12 protein-coding genes are annotated in these 12,813 nt (G+C 64.3%); 4 read left to right on the forward strand and 8 right to left on the reverse strand.

Annotated features, from left to right (window positions below):
- On the forward strand, window positions 1-1,224 hold the full coding sequence (locus KJP28_RS01480; protein WP_218390457.1) for an SDR family oxidoreductase: 1,224 nt from the start codon (window positions 1-3) through the stop codon (window positions 1,222-1,224).
- Between the two features lie 9 nt (window positions 1,225-1,233).
- The gene (locus KJP28_RS01485; RefSeq protein ID WP_218390458.1) at window positions 1,234-2,415 is read left to right on the forward strand and encodes an NADH:flavin oxidoreductase/NADH oxidase; all 1,182 of its coding nucleotides are present in this window, start codon (window positions 1,234-1,236) and stop codon (window positions 2,413-2,415) included.
- Window positions 2,416-2,896: 481 nt separating this feature from the next.
- Here the strand turns inward: KJP28_RS01485 and KJP28_RS01490 are convergent, their stop codons facing one another.
- From KJP28_RS01490 to KJP28_RS01505, 4 genes are read right to left on the reverse strand one after another with little or no spacing between them, the layout of a single operon-like run.
- Complete coding sequence (locus tag KJP28_RS01490; protein ID WP_218390459.1) at window positions 2,897-3,478, reverse strand: hypothetical protein; 582 nt, start codon at window positions 3,476-3,478, stop codon at window positions 2,897-2,899.
- Window position 3,479: 1 nt separating this feature from the next.
- Entirely contained in the window at window positions 3,480-4,943 is a 1,464-nt protein-coding gene (locus KJP28_RS01495) for a glutamine synthetase family protein (protein ID WP_218390460.1), read from the reverse strand.
- A gap of 7 nt (window positions 4,944-4,950) precedes the next feature.
- On the reverse strand, window positions 4,951-6,171 hold the full coding sequence (locus KJP28_RS01500; protein ID WP_218390461.1) for an aromatic ring-hydroxylating dioxygenase subunit alpha: 1,221 nt from the start codon (window positions 6,169-6,171) through the stop codon (window positions 4,951-4,953).
- Complete coding sequence (locus tag KJP28_RS01505; protein ID WP_218390462.1) at window positions 6,168-6,569, reverse strand: Rieske 2Fe-2S domain-containing protein; 402 nt, start codon at window positions 6,567-6,569, stop codon at window positions 6,168-6,170. The genes KJP28_RS01500 and KJP28_RS01505 overlap by 4 nt, the downstream gene beginning before the upstream one ends.
- A 106-nt stretch (window positions 6,570-6,675) precedes the next feature.
- Here KJP28_RS01505 and KJP28_RS01510 point away from each other — a divergent pair, with 106 nt between their 5' ends.
- Window positions 6,676-7,455 carry an IclR family transcriptional regulator gene (locus KJP28_RS01510; protein ID WP_218390463.1) on the forward strand — a complete coding sequence of 260 codons (780 nt, stop codon included), beginning with the start codon at window positions 6,676-6,678 and terminating at the stop codon, window positions 7,453-7,455.
- A gap of 534 nt (window positions 7,456-7,989) precedes the next feature.
- On the opposite strand, the gene KJP28_RS01515 is transcribed toward KJP28_RS01510, so the two are convergent.
- The 4 genes from KJP28_RS01515 to KJP28_RS01530 form a co-directional block, all read right to left on the reverse strand.
- A complete protein-coding gene (locus KJP28_RS01515; RefSeq protein ID WP_218390464.1) occupies window positions 7,990-8,397 on the reverse strand; it encodes a DUF1428 domain-containing protein in 408 nt (135 codons plus the stop codon).
- Between the two features lie 110 nt (window positions 8,398-8,507).
- Complete coding sequence (locus KJP28_RS01520; RefSeq protein WP_218390465.1) at window positions 8,508-9,545, reverse strand: ABC transporter substrate-binding protein; 1,038 nt, start codon at window positions 9,543-9,545, stop codon at window positions 8,508-8,510.
- Window positions 9,542-10,930, reverse strand: a complete 1,389-nt coding sequence (locus tag KJP28_RS01525) for a sensor histidine kinase (protein WP_218390466.1) — start codon at window positions 10,928-10,930, stop codon at window positions 9,542-9,544. Before KJP28_RS01525 ends, KJP28_RS01520 begins: the two co-directional genes overlap by 4 nt.
- A complete protein-coding gene (locus KJP28_RS01530; RefSeq protein ID WP_218390467.1) occupies window positions 10,920-11,591 on the reverse strand; it encodes a response regulator transcription factor in 672 nt (223 codons plus the stop codon). The genes KJP28_RS01525 and KJP28_RS01530 overlap by 11 nt, the downstream gene beginning before the upstream one ends.
- 169 nt (window positions 11,592-11,760) lie before the next feature.
- Between KJP28_RS01530 and KJP28_RS01535 the strand changes: the two genes are divergently transcribed.
- Window positions 11,761-12,741: a Bug family tripartite tricarboxylate transporter substrate binding protein gene (locus KJP28_RS01535; RefSeq protein ID WP_218390468.1), complete on the forward strand. Its 981-nt coding sequence runs from the start codon at window positions 11,761-11,763 to the stop codon at window positions 12,739-12,741.
- Window positions 12,742-12,813: the final 72 nt, after the last annotated feature.

The following is a 12,813-nucleotide window of genomic DNA, read 5'->3' on the forward strand; positions in this document are numbered from 1 at the left end:
ATGTCAAAGACCTGCGCGCTCGTCACCGGTGGAGCAGACGGGATCGGCTGGTCCATCTGCCAAACCCTCGTCGCGCAGGGGTATCTGTGTGCCGTGGCTGACATCGACGGAGAGAAAGCGCAGGCTCGAGCGGCGACGCTGGGTCCGGGCAACGTGGCGCTCACCGTCGATTTGTCGGATGTCGAGGCTGCGCGCGCGTTGCCGGATCGGGCGCGTCGGGCGCTCGGGGATTTACATCTGGTCGTCAACAATGCGGGCATAACCGACAACGCCGGGCGGACGATCCCGGATATGGACGAGAGAAAATTCAACGAAATCGTTACGGTGAACCTCGACAGCGTCGCTGCGATCTGTCGAGCCGGGGCCGAGGTGATGGGACCTGCGGGCCGGATCGTCAACCTCGCGTCCGGCGCGTCTTTCCGCCCCCTGCCGCTACGGGGACCGTACAGCGCCACGAAGGCCGGAATCGTCGAATTGACACGTGCGCTGGCGAGAGAGTGGCGCGGCGCACCTTTCGTGAGCGCGGTGGCGCCGGGATACATTCGCACGCCCCTTGTCGAAGACCTGATCGCGAATGGTCGGATCGACCCTGAGGCCGTGGCGAAGGGAATTCCTCGTGGGAGACTGGGGCAATCGCAGGATATCGCAAACGCGGTCGCCTTCCTCGCGGGTCCTGCTGGCGCGGTCATGAACGGGCAGTGTCTTTCGGTAGATGGCGGCGTGTTGGCGGCAGCCGGCGCGGGCTATGGCCATAGGGACGGACAACCGACGACGGATGAGCCGGTCCTCGTGATCGGCGAGGGCGGCTTGGCGACGGCGCTCGCGTCGGCGCTCCCCGGTGCGCGGCGCGTGGATATGAGCGCGGTTCGGTTCACATCGGATGCGCCGTTGATCGTCGTGATCGACGTGGATGCGCCCGCTTGGGCTTCCCCCTTGGAACACCTTCGCAAACTCGAAGGCGCGCGGGTCGCCGGCGGTTCCACCGCTCCCGTTCTGTTCGTGTGCGAAGAACAGGCAGAGGCCCGTGCCGAGCAGCGCGCATTGAATCAAGCGATCGGCATGTTTGCGCGGACGCGGGCGCTGGAAGAGGCAGAGCGCGGCACACGGATCAATGCGCTCATCGTTCCACAGGGCGACACGAGCGCGGTCCCGCTGGCTGCGTTTCTTGTTTCTGAGGCCGCGGATTACGTGCAGGCGCAATCCATCAACGTTGTCGCAAATTAGGAACGCAATATGGCCGTTCTATTCGACCCCCTCACCATCGGAGGTGTGACGCTCCCCAACCGGATACAGGTCAGTCCGATGTGCCAATACAGTGCCGTGGACGGCGTGTTGCAGGACTGGCACCTGATTCACCTTGGGGGGCTCATGCTGTCGGGAGCGGGGCTGGTCTTCGCTGAAGCCACCGCTGTCGAGGCGCGCGGGCGGATCACCCACGGGTGCGTTGGTTTGGAAAACGACGTTCAAGAGAGGGCGCTCGCCGATCTCGTCGCGCGTCTGCGCCCCCTGTCGGAGGCGCGGATCGGTTTGCAACTGAGCCACGCAGGGCGGCGTGGCTCGGCGCGGTCGATCGCAGATCGTTCGAAGGGCGAAAGCCTACCCGCCGATGAGAGGGCCTGGCTGACGCGGGGGCCGAGCGCTCTGCCATACAACGAAACCTGGGCCACCCCCGAAGAGATGACGCCGGACGACATCGCCACGGTGATCGCGGCCTTTGCCGATGCAAGCCGCCGGGCGGTGCGTGCGGGCGTGGACGTGATCGAATGTCATGCCGCACATGGGTATCTGTTGCATCAATTTTTTTCCCCGCGTACGAACCTTCGCCGGGATGCCTACGGCGGGTCTTTGAAAAACCGGATGCGCTTTCCCTTGGAAGTCATTGCGGTCATGCGTGACGCGATCGGGCCTGACCGGGCGCTTGGGGTGCGGGTCAACAGCACGGATTGGCATCCCGAAGGTGCGACCCTGGACGATGCGGTGCTCTTCGCGAAAGAGCTGGAGGCGCTTGGCGTCGACTACGTGACCATGTCGGCTGGCAACCTGGTGTCCGACGCTGTCATTCCCAAGGCGACGCCCGGTCATCAAGTCGGCTTCAGCGAGCGGGTTAAGGCAGAAACGGGGCTTACCACGGCCGCGGTAGGCCTGATTACCGATCCGCATCAGGCCGAAGCTATCCTGCGCGAGGGGCGCGCCGACATGGTCGCCATCGCGCGGGGGTTTCTGGATAACCCCCGTTGGGGTCTTCACGCCGCCGCCGCTCTGGGGGTCGACGTGCCCTATCCGCAGCAATACATCCGCGCGCGACCGAACAACTGGACTGCGTTCAAACGCGTGCACCCTGAAGCGCCGAGCGTGGCATCGACGCATCAGGCGGACCGCCCCTCAGGGTCGACATGGGACCGGCCCGATCAGTAGGGTTGGGAGCCTTAGGTCAAACATTGGTTTCGACCCAAAAAATGAAATGTCCCTTGCGCGTGACCGACTGAAGGTGTCGCGCAACGTGATCTCACCACACCCGGTTTCTTCCGTTAGTCGTGCCATGCCAGGAATGCATTGGCCGGAGTTTGGGTTCTGGAGCGCGATCAAGTAGGTCAGAATGCGGAGTTCAGAACTCTTCAGTTTGCGATCCGGCCTGCAACTTGCCAAGAAGATCCAGAGGTTCCGGGAAGTCCTCTGAGACGCGCTAGCTCTGTGGGCATGCCTTCTTCAGTGCGCTTCTTGCACATTTGACTAGATCCGGTCCGCGCGAAGTGACTTCCAGTCGACCAGATCAAAGTGCGGACCAAGGCGCATGAGGGGCGCGTCGTTCCGGACAATGCGCGGAGCATGGTCAATGAGGTCGATCCCGGCCTGACGGGGCCAGCCGAACATTGCGTCGTAGTCTGGTCCGGTCGGGTCAGATCGCCCAGTCGTGGTGCAGCGCTTCTAGTTCGTTGGGCGAGGTGAGGTCGAGGGCTTCGGCTGTGGAAGCCTGCTCGGGGGCCAGTGCCTGACCGGCATAGATCGGGGTCCCATCTGCCGGAGACAGGGCGATAAACCCCGGCGCGGCGGTGTGAAAGCCCCAGAGCGAGGGTCCCGTCGGGGTGGTCACGCGCCAGAGCGGAGCATCCGCTTCGGGCGCGTGGCGCAGCCCGATCCCACGCACGAAGGCGGGTTCCGCCAGTCGGGTGCGCGCGGTCAGTGGGCGGTCCGACACGCCGTCATGCCAGAGCCATTCACCCTGTCCCTGCGGAGATCGCCCGGTCGTGGCGCGCACCATCAGGCGGCGGATCAGGCCCGAAGTCTGTCCGCCGAGACGCAGCGGCACCGGGGCGGTGTCGGGCCGGTCGTCCAGATGCAGGATCGGCGCGTGTGTCAGCACGAACAGCGCCGTCGCGAACCCGTTTCGCTCCAGACACTGTGCGACGCTGATCCCGAGCGGGAAATACCCGTCGAGGATATCGTCGAACCGCTGGCAGGGCAGGGGGGTGCGGGGCATGTCAGAACAGGTTGAAGTATTCGGCCTGCTCCCAGTCCGAGACGGTCATCAGGTAACGTTGCCATTCGGCGCGTTTCAGGTGGGAGAGATACCCCTGGAACGCCGGGCCGAACGCCGTTGCGAAAAGCGGGCACTCTTCGAAGGCCTCGATCGCGGCGATGAGGCTGGGCGGAAGCAGCGCCGTGTCGTCGGCATAAGGCGTGCTGGTCGGGGCGGGCGCACTCGCCCCGCGCGTGATCCCGTCCAGCCCCGAGACGATCTGCGCGGCCAGCGCGTAGTAGGGATTGGCGGTGGTGTCGGCCACCCGGTTTTCCACCCGCGAGGCCGGGTCGCCCCCGGTCAGGAGCGCGCGCAGCATGGCGCCCCGATTGTCGGTGCCCCATTGCACCCGGTTGGGGGCAAGCTGAAACGCGGTGAAGCGTTTGTAGCCGTTCACGGTGGGGTTGGTCATCAGGCACGCGGCTGCGGCATGGTCGAGCAACCCGGCGATCCACGCGCTGGCCAGATCGGTCAGGGTGCCGTCCGTCTCTGCCGTGAACACGTTTTCCCCGGTGTCGCGCGATAGGAGCGATTGGTGGATGTGCCAGCCGTTCGCCGCGCTGTTGGGCAGGCGAGGTTTGGCCATGAAGCTCGCATGAAGCCCCATGTCGTGGCAGACCTCCTTCACCATGGTGCGAAACAGCACGAAGCGGTCCGCTTGGGTCAGGGGGTCGGAGGCGTCGAAGGTGAATTCGAACTGTGACGGCCCCATTTCGATCTCCATCGACCGGGGGGCGAGGCCCATCTCCTCGGCGTAGCGACGCAGCGTATCCAGAAGCGGTTCGACCTCGCCGTAGCGGGTTTCCGACAGGTAGGACCAGCCTTGGGTCGTGTTGCGGGTGCCGCGCGGGGCCGGGGGCATAGTGGCCTCCGAATGGTCGAGCGCGGGGTCTTCGATCTCGAACACCTGGAATTCGACCTCGAGGCCCATGACGGCATCGAACCCCGCCTGGGCCAGCCGGTCCATGGCGGTGCGCAGCACCTGGCGCGGGGCGATGGATACCGGATCGCCGTTCGTGAAAGCGAGGTCGCAGATCAGCACCGCCGAGTGCGGCGACCAGGGAAGGGGGGTCAGCCGGTCCGGATCGGGGACCAGCAGAACGTCTCCGGCCCCGGCCAGGGGGCGACCGTCCAATTCCAAAGCGCCGTTCCAGATGTCGAACACGGTCATGTTGGCCGTGTCTTTCAGAAGCAACGTCGAGGGCACGGACAGCCCGTTTTCGAACAGCGACCCGAGCGTGCGCGCGGTGATCGTCTTGCCGCGCAGCAGCCCGTGCTGATCGGGAAACAACACGCGGATGGTTTCCAATCCGTTGCCCGATGCCTCCTCCACCAGCGCGGCGGCGCGGGTGATCTGCTCCGGGGACAACAGCCCCCGGCGCGCGAGTTTGCCGCCTGCGATGCGGTCCAATGTGCTGTCGGTCATGGGCGGATCACACCGAAGCGTCCCATGGGCAGCCTGCCCGGCGGTCGAGGTCGGCAAGGTGGCTGGCCTCGGCCCAGTCCCGAGTATCGCCGATGGCGTCGTTGGACAGGGGGCCGACGATGCGGGCCGCGCCGTCGTCCTGCATCGGCAGCGTGTCGCGGTCGTTCTGTTCCATCGCGTCCATGGCGCGGCGCAGCATCCGGCGGTAGCGGATGATCGCGACGTCCGAGCGCCCAAGGTGTTCCTGCGTGCGGTCCTGAATGGCCCCCATGCCTTCGACCGCCCATTGGTCATGCACGTTGATGTCGAGCCCCATGCCCGTGTAGGTCAGGCTCGCCTGTTCCTCCGGGTCGTAGTGATAATCGTTCTCACGGTTCTTCAGCGGCGCGTAATCCGGCAGGCGGTGTTCTTTCAGCCGCTGTTCGCGCATCAGGTCCTTGTTCACTGGCTTGTCGAAGCTGGTGAAGATGGTGAACCAATAACAGGTCTCGTCATCCACCGGGACATGCCACTGGGTGATCGTCATTTCGCGCGACATGGGAATACAGATCGCCTCGGGGAAAATCTGGTTGGTGACGCGGACATGGGTGCGCCCGTCCTCCATGTGACGCAGCGCGGTGATCTTGAGCCCGTAGTCGGTTTCATCCACATTGATCTCAGGGCGCGGGTAGTCGCGCAGGAGCTTGGTCATCGGAATCTCGGTCGACCCGGCCTTGTCGCGGAACTGTTTGCCATAGCCGTCGGCGGGGTCGTCATCCTCCAGAAAGCGGTGCAGGAACGAGGCGTGCGCCGGGTCGATGCCGATTTCGAGCGCCTGAAGCCAGTTGCACTCCCACAGCCCCTTGAAAGCAAAGACATGGCTGTCGGGGGCGCGGAAACAGTCGAAATTAGGGAACGGCGGCGGGGTGCCCGCGCCGAGATAGGCAAAGACCGCGCCCGCGCGCTGTTCGGCGGGATAGGTGGGGCCGGTCGGGTCGATCTCGATCTCCTCGGAGGCCGGGTAATGCGTGGGGGCTTCGTCGGCGCTGGCGATCCGGGTCGCGAGGTGGAGCGGCCCATCGTCCTGCACGAGCACCAACCGCTCGCCCAAAAGATTCACTGGCACACGCGTGCCGTGCTCCAGTTCGTCTGTCAGCGCGGCGGGCTGCCAATATTGGCGCAGCACCGCGCCCGCCGGGGTGTCGGGCCCGATTCTGGTGATCCGCTCGTTGAGTTGCGCTGAAATCATACTGCGTCCTCCTTTTGCCCGGTCTGTGCCAGATCCGCTCCCACCAGCGCGAAAATCTCGCCGTTTTCTTCGCGGACCGGCACCATCGGCACCTTGATCTGCTCGAACATCTTCGACCCTTCCGGTTCGGCGGGCTGTTCGACGCATTGCCCGGTCCGGTCGAAGTGCCAGCCGTGGAACGGGCACCGCAGGCCATTGTCCTCCAGACGACCGTAGCACAGATCCGCGCCGCGGTGGGGGCAGTTGCGCCCGATCAGACCCAGTTCGCCCTCGTCGTCGCGAAACAGCACGAGCCGGTGGCCCTCCAGCGTGACTGGGCGCACGGGGCGGGGGATGTCCAGATCGGCGCTGGCCGCGATGCGCACCCAGGTGCCTTGAGTGTCGGTCTGGTCCGGCATGTCTGTGCCTCCCTCTTTGGGGTGGTTGCGTCTTAGCGTCCATAGTGCGATTATCGCACAATAGGGGCGTTAAATGAACTCTGTCAGAGCGAAAGGCGGCTGTCAAATGAGTGATCGGACCTTCGCAGCGACCCTGGCCAAGGGGCTGGACGTGCTGGCGTGTTTCGAAGGGCGCACCGGGGTGCAGACGATGCCCGAGGTGGTCGAGCGCAGCGGGTTCGACCGGGCCACGGTGCGCCGTCTCTGTCTGACATTGGAAGCGAGCGGCTACCTCGTCCGGGAGGGGCGGGGCTTTCGGCTGGCGCCGCGTGTTCTGGCGTTGGCGGGGGGATACCTTGCCGATCTGGACGCGGGCCGCCGGGTGCAGCCGGTGCTGCGCGACGCGGCGGAGGCGCTCGACATGGAGGTGGCGCTGGCCACCCGCGACCGGATGCAAGCAATCTACGTGGACCGGGCCGCGCCTGCTTCGGCACGCGTTACGCTGGGCCTGTCAGTGGGGAGCACGCTGCCGCTTCTGCATACGGCGGTCGGGCGGATGCTTCTGGCGCGGTCGGCGCCGGAAATCGTGGAGGCCGCGCTGGCCAAACCGCGGGTCCGACATACGGAAAACGCGGAGACCGACCCCGACGCACTACGGGCCACCATAGAAACGGCGCGGGCGCAGGGTTACTGCATCGCGCGGAACGAATTCGAACCGGGTGCGGCCGGTGTCGCCGTGCCGGTCGGATCGCTGGGCGATCGGCCCTTCGTTCTGGCGACCACCGCGACGGTCAACCGGTTCGACGACCCCGAGGCGCTCGACAAGGTGCTGGACGCGCTGCGCCATGCTGCGATGGTCATGGGCCGCATCGGTCACCGGGTCGAGGGGGAGAGCGGGCCGGATTAAGCGCCCCGTGTCTTGAAGCGGACGGCCGTATCCGGCATCCGCGCCAGCCACCTGCCGATTTGGGTGCGCCAACGTGGGCCGGCCTCCCGCGCGGAGGCACAGCCGTGGGCCAGATCATCAGACTGATCCTCGGCCATCGCCTCGTTCCTTGTCTTAGGTGGCTTTGAGGCCACCTGCTCTATCGCGCCGCCGATCCGCAATGATCGACTTGTGGATGTCACAGCACTCCAGGCGCACCGACATTCGCGCCCAATACAGTCAGGGTTTGCGCCCGCAATTGCCCCGACACCAAGCAAACGGACTCTATCTGAATGTCTGAAGTCAGCTTCGACACCGCTGCTTGATCCATGTGCAGTCGCAGCGAATGACTGCTCCCGACCCGAGGCAACCAAAATCATTTTCGGCCAAACGCAATCCCGCGGCAGCATCGGCTTCGTTGGCGCGAAGCGTCCCTACACCGGTCGTCCATAGCAACTTGCAGCATGTTCCGGGACGCATGCGACAGCCGTGCGGACAAAGCGGCCGTTGCCTACATCAACTGATGTCGAGTTCGACGGTAAAACCACCGGCGATGAGTCTGCCCCCATCGAAGATTGGCTCTTCCGTCATTGTCGCTTGGATGCGCGGGTCCGAGACGACGGCCTCAATTCCTCGATCGCGAGCCTCGCGGTCTGGCCATTCGGTGATCGAAACGACAATTGTCTCGCCATCGGCTGCACCTGCAAGTTCTCGGAATTTCGGAAGGTTTTCATCGGCATATGTTTCCATGGCGTCTTTTGCATGGAAGTTTTCATCAGCGCTGGCTTCGGCGTCCTGCCAGAAATCTGTTACGCGCGATGCTCCAAACTCCCGATAGATTTGCGCCATCCGCTCGGCAAAGCGAAGATAGGCTTCCTTCCTTTCGACTGCTACGGGAACGATCGTGATGTCGCAAAATGGCATGTTCACAGTCCAGGTATCTCTATCCACTGTCCGACATCGCTGCCATCCAGACAAGGAGATCTTAAGGGCTCAAAGCGGTGATGCGACGCTCCGGCGGGTGCAACAGTGCCCTAAGGCGTCGGCGGTCGGGAGAAGGCATCGTTCCAGCGCGATAGGAAATCTCTTTCGATGTTGGCGTCGAGTGCCACAAGAAGGGGGGGCGCGAGTGGGATGGAGCGGCGGACGCCTTGGATGTCGCGTTGTTCGTCTGGTGCGGTCGTGTGCAGCAAGCCTGCGGCGGTCAGGGACGCTTGGCCCTCGTCGGACAACAGGAAATCGAGGAATTGTTCGGCTGCGGTGGGGTTCGTCGCGTTTTTCGGGATCATGTAGCCGCGCGACAGGAACAGCGTGTAGTCGGACGGCAGGACCACACCGACATTCACGGGCGCAGCGTTCTGCACGTAAGAGCCCAGCACGTTGTAGGCCATAAGGTATTCGCCTTTTGAGACGCTATCTATGATCTCGGCGGAGCAGCACGTGGCCACCGCCTGTGACCGGGCCAGACCCTCGAGCAGAGACCCGAAGGTGGTCGCTTCGATACTGTCGATATAGGCGAAGAGGTATCCAAGCCCCGATTCTTCGATGTCGTAGGTCGCGATCCGGGATCGGACCAGATCGGGCGCGTCCCGCATCAGATCGAGCAGATCGAAACGTGAGGTCGGGACGTCGTCGCGGGCGATAAGTTCGGTGTTGTAGATCATGACCGCGGGTTCCTGCGTCACGCCCCAAATTTCATTGCGCCAGCGGCGCGTCGCGGGCAAGGCGCGGGTGCGCTCGGAGACGTAAGGGCGCGCGCAGGCGCGGTTGACGAGCGCCACCATGAGGTGGACGGCGGATGAGAATACCGCGTCGGCCGGTCGAATGGCGCCGTCACAGGCCGCATTCGCCGTCGCGTCGAGCGCGTTCGATCCCCATTGCTCATAGGTGATCTTCAGGTCCGGTGTCCGCTCGGCAAAAGCCGTGAGCGCGGGGGCGAGAATAGCGATGTCTGTGGTCGAGCGGATGAGAAAGGGCGTGTCGCCTGCACCGAATTGCGCCGTGTCCTCCTGCGCCATGGCTGGCGTGCCGAGTGCACAAAGCATTGCGTTAACCAAGAAAATCCGTTTCATGACGTCTCCTCCGGAGGGATCGGCAAGGCGAGAGCGATGCGAAACCCGTCCTCTCCGAACGCCGTTTCGATGTCGCCGTCGAACGCATCCGCAACGGCGGTCACGATGGAGAGTCCAAGGCCCGCGCTGTCTTCGCGCGAGGCTGCGGTGCGCTGGAACCGTTCGCCGGTTTGCGCCAGCACGCCGGGCGGAATGCCGGGCCCCTGGTCCTCGAACCACAACAGCGCCCGGCCATTCGCCTCGGATACCCCCACGCGCACCGGAGGCACGCCATGCTTGATTGCGTTCGACAGGAGGTTCTTGCCCGCCTGAACGAGCGAAAACTCGTCGCCCGCCACGATGACTTCGGTTTCGCCAATGACCAGCTCGACGTCGACGCCGGGTGCGACGATTTCATGGTCCCGCGCTTCGACGATCTCGAGCGCGATCTGGCGCAGGTCGATCCGCTCACGCGCGACGGAGTCGGTGCGGTGCACGACAAGGGCACGAGACAACATCTGGTCGAGGAGCGAGCCCAGCGACCGCGTTCGGCGGGCCAGCCGACCAAGGAGCCGCGCCCGTTCGTTCGGGTCGGTCTCCTCGATGGCCGTTTCGGTCTGTGCACGGATGGCCGCGACCGGCGTGCGCAACTGATGCGCCGTGTCGGAAATCAACGACTGCATCGCGGTGAACTGCCGATCCAGACGCCCCATGAACCGGTTCATCGCATTTACGATCACCGCGATTTCGCGCGGCACGCCTTCGACCGAGACCGGAGTCAGGTCGTAGGGGTCTCGTGCTGCCATATCCTCGGCGATGCGGTCCAGCGGGCGGACCGCGCCCCGCACGACGATGATCGAGATGAGGATCAGGGCAACACCAGCGAGGGCGATGGGGACCAGAGCGTTCAGCATCAGGTCCACGGCGAGCGCCCGCCGCGCGATCATGGTCTGGCCCACCGTCACCCGCACGTCGCCCGAAAACTCACGCTCGGCGAAGCGGCGGGTCACGTCGACGAAGCGGGCCTGTTCGCCTTGCATTGAGCCGTCGAAGAACACCGCGTCGCGTCTCTGTGTGGCGTTCGGCGTTGGGGTTTCTGCCTGACCGGTGATCAAGCCGCCGCCCGGACCGCGCACCGCATAGCTCACACGGTCATCCGGCGCTTGTGCCAATAGCTCGAAGGCCGAGGTGGGTAACGACACGCGCGGGGTGCCGTCGACGATACGGATGGACTCGGCGATATCGTTCGCAGCTCCCAGGAGCAATCGGTCATAGGCCTCCCACGATGCTGCGCGACCGTTGAACCAGGTGGACAATGCCACGATAATTCCGCCAGCCGCGAGGATCAGAACCACGCCGGTCAGAAGGCGGGACAACAGGCTGGATCCCGGCACCTCAGTCACCATGGACGATCCTGTATCCGACACCTCGCTGCGTCTCGATCCCGACGCTGCTCCCCGACAGGCGTTTGCGCAGCCGGGCGATATAAAGCTCGATGGCGTTCAACCCGACGTCGGCATCGTCGAAGGCGAACAGGCCGTCATAAAGCCGCTCTTTCGAGAGGAATTGCTCGGGAAATCGCACCAGCAATTCAAGCAACGCGGCCTCACGGCGTGTCAGGGCCAGCTTGTCTCCGTCCAATGTCGCGCTCTTTTGTGATGGGGAATACGCGAGTGGGCCCAGGTGGATCGTGTCGCCTTTCTGTGTCGCTTCGCGCCGGACGAGGGCCCTTAACCTTGCTTCCAACTCGCGTTGATCGAACGGTTTCATGAGATAGTCGTCCGCGCCCAGATCGAGCGCCTTGACCCGGTTGTCGATGGACACAAGCGCGGTGAGCATCAGGACGGGGGTCCGGTCGCCGTTGGCGCGCAATCGGCGCAGAAGGTCCGTCCCGCTTCCGTCGGGCAGGTTAATGTCCAGGACCAGCGCATCATAATGCTGGACTGCCAAATGGTCCTCGGCGTCCGCTACGGTCGACGCGAGGTCGCATGCGATTCCCACCTTGGCGAGCCGCCCCGACACGGTCTCCGCGAGGTCGGTCGCGTCTTCGACCATCAACACGCGCATTCGCGGGTTCCTTTCGCGCCATGCGCTCGACGCATGACAGGTTTGTGACAGGTTCAACCGTTACTCCCCCTCATAACCCGGCAGGGGCATGACTGAAAAGCCATGACCCGGGCGGGGAGGAGAGAGGTGTACCGCGTGGGAGTGCGGGCGCCGAAATTGGAGGACACTCATGACCATCAAACTTACCCTTGCGGCCCTCGTGCTGGGCGCATCCACCCTCGGCGCAACCGCGCAGGACTTCACCCCGGAAAACCCCGAATGCATCGCGCCCGCCAACCCGGGCGGCGGCTGGGATTTCACCTGCCGTCAGGTCGGCAAGTCCCTACAGGATCAGGGCCTTCTCGAAAAGACCATGCAGGTCGTGAACCTCGCCGGCGGCGGCGGTGGTGTGGCTTTTGCCGAAGTCGTGAACAAGCGCAGCGATGACAACGACCTGATCGTCGCGGCATCGAGCGCGACCGCGACCCGTCTGGCCCAGGGCGCATTCCCGGGCAACACCATGGATCAGGTTCGCTGGCTCGCATCCATCGGCGCCGATTACGGCGTGATCGCCGTGGCCGCCGACAGCGAAGTCAATACGCTGCCTGAGTTGCTCGACATGGTGAAGGCCGATCCGACTTCGGTGTCCGTCGCGGGCGGGTCCGCCGTCGGTGGCTGGGACCACCTCAAGGTTCTGATCGCGGCGAATGCCTATGGCATCGAAGACGTGCGTTCGGTCAAGTACATTGCCTTCGACGGCGGCGGCGAGGCTGTGACACAGCTACTGGCCGGATCCGTGCAGGCCTTCACCGGCGACATTTCCGAAGCCAAGGGTTTCGTGGACTCGGGTGACATCAAAGTCATCGCGATCCTGGCACCCGAACGCCTGGATGGCGAATTCGCCGACTTCCCGACCGCGAAGGAACAGGGCATCGACGCGATCGGCGCCAACTGGCGTGGGTTCTACGCGCCGGGCGACATGTCGGACGAAGCCTATGACGCATGGGTCGCGAAAATCGGCGACCTCTATGCCTCGGACGAATGGAAAGAGATCATGGCCGCCAACGGTCTGGCACCGCTGAGTTTGCAAGGTGCTGAATTCCAGGAGTTCGTCGCGAACTCGGTCCAACAGATTCAGGACATCTCGAAAGAAATCGGGATCATCAAGTAATATCTCCCACTCACGCGAACCGGGGCGGCGGCACTGTCGCCGCCCCTTTTTCTTCGCACGCCCGCAAAGGAG

Source organism: Maritimibacter dapengensis, assembly GCF_019218265.1.
In the GTDB taxonomy this organism is placed as follows: Bacteria; Pseudomonadota; Alphaproteobacteria; order Rhodobacterales; family Rhodobacteraceae; genus Maritimibacter; species Maritimibacter dapengensis.

Coding starts and splice junctions, on each gene's coding strand:
- KJP28_RS01485 (WP_218390458.1), top strand. CDS start 1,234: ATGGCCGTTCTATTCGACCCCCTCACCATCGGAGGTGTGACGCTCCCC.
- KJP28_RS01510 (WP_218390463.1), top strand. CDS start 6,676: ATGAGTGATCGGACCTTCGCAGCGACCCTGGCCAAGGGGCTGGACGTG.
- KJP28_RS01525 (WP_218390466.1), bottom strand. CDS start 10,930: ATGGTGACTGAGGTGCCGGGATCCAGCCTGTTGTCCCGCCTTCTGACC.
- KJP28_RS01500 (WP_218390461.1), bottom strand. CDS start 6,171: ATGATTTCAGCGCAACTCAACGAGCGGATCACCAGAATCGGGCCCGAC.
- KJP28_RS01520 (WP_218390465.1), bottom strand. CDS start 9,545: ATGAAACGGATTTTCTTGGTTAACGCAATGCTTTGTGCACTCGGCACG.
- KJP28_RS01530 (WP_218390467.1), bottom strand. CDS start 11,591: ATGCGCGTGTTGATGGTCGAAGACGCGACCGACCTCGCGGAGACCGTG.
- KJP28_RS01535 (WP_218390468.1), top strand. CDS start 11,761: ATGACCATCAAACTTACCCTTGCGGCCCTCGTGCTGGGCGCATCCACC.
- KJP28_RS01505 (WP_218390462.1), bottom strand. CDS start 6,569: ATGCCGGACCAGACCGACACTCAAGGCACCTGGGTGCGCATCGCGGCC.
- KJP28_RS01480 (WP_218390457.1), top strand. CDS start 1: ATGTCAAAGACCTGCGCGCTCGTCACCGGTGGAGCAGACGGGATCGGC.
- KJP28_RS01495 (WP_218390460.1), bottom strand. CDS start 4,943: ATGACCGACAGCACATTGGACCGCATCGCAGGCGGCAAACTCGCGCGC.
- KJP28_RS01515 (WP_218390464.1), bottom strand. CDS start 8,397: ATGCCATTTTGCGACATCACGATCGTTCCCGTAGCAGTCGAAAGGAAG.
- KJP28_RS01490 (WP_218390459.1), bottom strand. CDS start 3,478: ATGCCCCGCACCCCCCTGCCCTGCCAGCGGTTCGACGATATCCTCGAC.